Source organism: Halalkalicoccus subterraneus (genome assembly GCF_003697815.1).
GTDB lineage: Archaea > Halobacteriota > Halobacteria > Halobacteriales > Halalkalicoccaceae > Halalkalicoccus > Halalkalicoccus subterraneus.
The window spans coordinates 1-4,427 of the sequence record NZ_RDQG01000092.1; the positions used below are offsets into that span (position 1 = coordinate 1).

The 4,427-nt window shown below is 65.4% G+C and carries 3 protein-coding genes and 1 pseudogene; 3 read left to right on the plus strand and 1 reads right to left on the minus strand.

The window, feature by feature from the left end; all coding sequences use genetic code 11:
• A partial coding sequence (locus EAO80_RS18820) for an ATP-binding protein (RefSeq protein WP_245998738.1) occupies window positions 1-372 on the minus strand: 372 nt, incomplete at its 3' end.
• A gap of 200 nt (window positions 373-572) precedes the next feature.
• Here EAO80_RS18820 and EAO80_RS18825 point away from each other — a divergent pair.
• The 3 genes and pseudogenes from EAO80_RS18825 to EAO80_RS18835 all read left to right on the plus strand — a co-directional run.
• Window positions 573-1,355, plus strand: a complete 783-nt coding sequence (locus EAO80_RS18825) for a ZIP family metal transporter (protein ID WP_122091358.1) — start codon at window positions 573-575, stop codon at window positions 1,353-1,355.
• A gap of 71 nt (window positions 1,356-1,426) precedes the next feature.
• Entirely contained in the window at window positions 1,427-3,796 is a 2,370-nt protein-coding gene (locus EAO80_RS18830; protein ID WP_122091359.1) for a DNA topoisomerase VI subunit B, read from the plus strand.
• Window positions 3,793-4,427: pseudogene (locus EAO80_RS18835) on the plus strand (DNA topoisomerase IV subunit A); the annotation flags it as partial. The gene EAO80_RS18830 and the pseudogene EAO80_RS18835, both read left to right, overlap by 4 nt.

Sequence of the window (4,427 nt, forward strand, 5' to 3'; positions counted from 1 at the left end):
GACCACGCTTACGCCGACGCCGTGGAGGCCCCCTGAGACCTGGTAGGACTTGGAGTCGAACTTCCCGCCGGCGTGAAGCACGGTCATGATCACCTCGACGGCGGGTCGGTCGTACTCGGCGTGCGTATCGACCGGGATCCCCCGGCCGTCGTCGGAGACGCTCACCGAGCCGTCTTCGTGGATCGTCACGCCGATCGTATCACAGTACCCCGCGAGCGCCTCGTCGATCGCGTTGTCGACGACCTCGTACACGAGGTGATGCAGCCCTCTAGAATCGGTAGACCCGATATACATCGCCGGACGGGTGCGAACGGCTTCGAGCCCTTCGAGCACCTGAATCTGCCCGGCTCCGTACTCACTCTGCTCGGACATAAAATCTGTTTAGCGCTTCGTTCTCGACAGTAATTAGTGTTCCCGTACGCGCGCCCGCGCGTGAAAGTCGAAAATCTGTCAGGTCCGGCGGCGGTTCGGTTCGAATCGCCGATCCGTCCGGTATCGTCCGGCTCGACATGGTGACTGCCCGAGCGGGGGGACACACGAGGTTTTTGCTCGCCTCGCGCATGGGGAGGGACATGGAACCGGTACTGACTGTCCTTCTCGTCTCGCTTCTGGCCGGCTGTGCGACGGGGATCGGTGCGCTGCCGATCCTCGTCACCGAGAGCGTCTCCCATCGCGTCTACGATGCCGCGCTCGGGCTGGCCGCCGGGATCATGTTCGGGGCGGCGGTGTTCGCGCTGATCCTCCCCGGTATGGAGATCGGCTCGCTTGCGGAGGTCCTCGTCGGCATCCTGTTGGGCGGTCCCTTCCTACTCGTCGCGAATCGGGCCATTCCGCACGTTCACCTCCTGATCAACGGCCGGAAGACGGGCGAACCCGACGCCGAGATCGAGCCGGAGGACGCCGACACGACCCGCAGAGCGTTGCTCGTCGGCGGTTCGATCACGCTCCACAACGTCCCCGAGGGCTTAGCGATCGGGATCGCCTTCGGCAGCGGGCTCGAAGGGGTGGGGGTCGCGCTGGCGATCGCGATCGCCATCCAGAACGTCCCCGACGGGTTCGCGATGGCGATACCGGCCAGCAGGACCGGCCTCTCGGACGCGAAGACGATCCTCTATACGACGCTTTCGGGCGGGGTTCCCGAACCGGTCGCCGCCCTCGCGGGTTTCGCGCTCGTCGCCGTCGTCACCCAGTTGTTCCCGGTCGCGGCGGGCTTTGCCGCCGGGACGATGATCGCCGTGATCTTCCGGGAGATGATCCCCCAGAGCCACGGCCATGGATACGCCGACGAGGCCACCCTGACCTTCCTCGTCGGTTTCGCGATCATGCTGTTCGTCGACACTGCCCTGGCCGTCTGAATCCCCCCACTTCCACTTTCACCGAGCTACCGCACGCGTTTTACGTACCGCGGCGATAGAGACGGGTACGAATGACGTCGCTCCAGTCGACGCTCGGCGACGAGCAGGGGATCGCCGACGAGCTCGCTGCCAACCAGCGGGAGATCTCCATCGCCGAGTTCTTCGAGAAGAACAAGCACATGCTCGGGTTCGACAGCGGGGCCCGAGGGCTGGTCACCGCCGTCAAGGAGGCCGTCGACAACGCGCTGGACGCCACCGAGGAGGCGGGCATCCTCCCCGATATCTACGTCGGCATCGAGGAGGTCGGCAACTATTATCGCCTCGTCGTCGAGGACAACGGGCCGGGGATCACCAAAGAGCAGATCCCCAAGGTCTTCGGGAAGCTGCTGTATGGCTCTCGGTTTCACGCCCGCGAGCAGTCCCGCGGCCAGCAGGGGATCGGCATTTCGGCGGCGGTGCTCTACAGCCAGCTCACCAGCGGGAAGCCCGCGAAGATCACCTCCCGAACCCAGGGCTCCGCGGAAGCACAGTACTTCGAGCTGATCATCGACACTGACACCAACGAACCCGAGATCAGCACCGAGAAGACTACCTCGTGGGATCGCCCACACGGCACGCGCATCGAACTGGAGATGGAGGCGAACATGCGCGCGCGCGGCCAGCTGCGGGACTACATCAAACACACCGCCGTCGTCAACCCCCACGCCCGGATCGAGCTCCACGAGCCGAACGATTCGTTCAAATCAGAGCGCGCGACCGACCAACTGCCCGCAGAAACCGAGGAGATCCGCCCCCATCCTCACGGCGTCGAGCTGGGGACGGTCATCAAGATGCTCGGAGCGACCGATTCGCACTCGCTGTCGGGCTTCCTCCAGGAGGAGTTCACCCGCGTCGGGAAGAAGACCGCCGGGAAGGTGCTCGACAACTTCCGGGACCGCCACTTCGGCCGCGAGATGGCCTGGAAGCCGCCCGAGGATTTGACAGTAGTCGAGCGCGCGGTACGCGAGGCGACCGCGAACAAGGCTGCCGACGCGGTCGAGGCGTTCGCGAGCGGCATCGCGAAACGAGTGAGCGAGCGCGACCGCCTCGCCCACCACGAACTCGCCGGGATCGTCGCCGAGGTCGCCGACGGGATCGCCGCCGAACACGGCACGTTCGGCGCGACCGTCCGCGAGAAGGCCGTCGAGGCGGCGTGGATCGCGATCATCGAGGACAGGGACGCCGAGTGCTATCGGTTGGTCGATGGCGCAACGAGTACCCGCAAGGACGAGGCGACGGTCGAAGCCCTCGCCGGGCGGATCGCCACGAAGTTCGACGACGACCGCAACCGCCTGCCCCGATCGACCCTTACGGAGTACGTCGATCGTGCCGCGGACATGACCCAGGAGCGTGACGACGTCGCGGTCGGCGAGACCGCCCGCGAGAACATCGTCGAGGAGTTCTGGTCGGTCATGCGAACGGTTCTGGACGACGTGCCGCTGGCTCGCGAGGTGGCGAACGACCGCAACACCGCCCGCGAGCTCGTCGAGGCGATGCGCGAGACCGACATCATCGCCCCGCCGACGGACTGCCTCGCGCCGATCACCGCCGAACTGGTCGAGGCAGGACTGAAAAAGGAGTTCGATGCCGAGTTCTACGCCGCCGCGACCCGGGACGCCGAGGTCCATGGCGGCGATCCGTTCATCGTCGAGGCGGGTATCGCCTACGGCGGCGAGATCCCCGCCGAAGGAAGCATCGACGTGATGCGATTCGCGAACCGCGTGCCCCTGGTCTATCAGCGCGGGGCGTGTGCGACCACCGACGTCGTGAAGTCGATCGGCTGGCGCAACTACGGGCTGGACCAGCCCGGCGACAGCGGGCTTCCGAACGGCCCCGCCGTGGTGATGGTCCACGTCGCCTCGACGAACGTCCCCTTCACCAGCGAGTCGAAGGACGCCATCGCGAACGTCCCCGCGATCGAGGACGAGATCGAACTCGCGATCCGCGAGGCGGCCCGCGAGCTCAAGTCCTACCTGAACAAACAGCGTTCGATCGCCAAACGCCGGAAGAAACAGGACGTACTCGCGACGATCCTGCCCGAGATGGCCGAGAAGGTCGCGGAAGTAACGGAGAGGGAGTCGCCGAACATCGACGCGGCGCTCGCCCGGATCATGAACAACGTGCAGGTCTCGCGCGCCGTCAAGGACGGTTCGGTGAGGCTACTCGTCGAGAACCACTCGGGGACGTCGGAGGACATCGAGCTTACGGATATCGTCTCGGCGGAGCCGAGCGACCTCTCGGAGGGAACGGTGATAGAGATGGACGGCGAGTGGTTCGTCAAGTGGTCGCCGACGGTTCCGGCCGGTGAGACGGCGACCTTGGAGTACCGCGTGGACGAGGACGTGACCTTCGACCTTGACGTGAGCGGGGTCGAGACGGCGAAACTAACAGTTGAGAGATGAGTACGGACACACCACACGACGCGCGCGAACAGCTGATCGAACTCGCAGCGGAGTTCTACGACCAGTTCGCCGAGGGCGACATCCCCGAGATGACGCTTCCGACCCGAACGAAGAGTAACATCGAGTACGACGAGGACTCGCGAGTATGGGTCTACGGCGACCGGACGAGCACCCGCTCGGCGAACTCGGTTCGGGGGGCGCGCAAGCTCCTGAAGGCGATCTACACGATCGACTTCCTCGCCGATCAACTGGGCGAGGACCGCTCCTCGACGCTGCGTGAACTCTACTACCTCTCGGAGAGCTGGGACAACGAGGAGGCTCAGTTCCAAAGCCAGGACGAGTCCAACCAGCTGGTCGAGGATCTCGAGATCGTCTCCGAGGTGACCCGCGAGGACTTCCACATGCGCCCCGAGGAGTCGGGCGCGACGCTGATGGGCCCGCTCGAACTGCGCGAGCAGACCCGGCGGGGCGAGCGGGTGATCCACTGCCAGGAGGACGTCGGTGAGGGAGGCTATCAGATTCCGAACAACCCCGACACGATCGAGTTCCTCGATCACGACGCGGATTTCGTCCTCTGTGTCGAGACCGGCGGGATGCGCGACCGGCTCGTCGAGAACGGCTTCGACGAGGA

What these genes read in the sequence shown, in the direction of transcription:
- EAO80_RS18825 (WP_122091358.1), top strand. Translation starts at nt 573, where the DNA reads ATGGAACCGGTACTGACTGTCCTTCTCGTCTCGCTTCTGGCCGGCTGT.
- EAO80_RS18830 (WP_122091359.1), top strand. Translation starts at nt 1,427, where the DNA reads ATGACGTCGCTCCAGTCGACGCTCGGCGACGAGCAGGGGATCGCCGAC.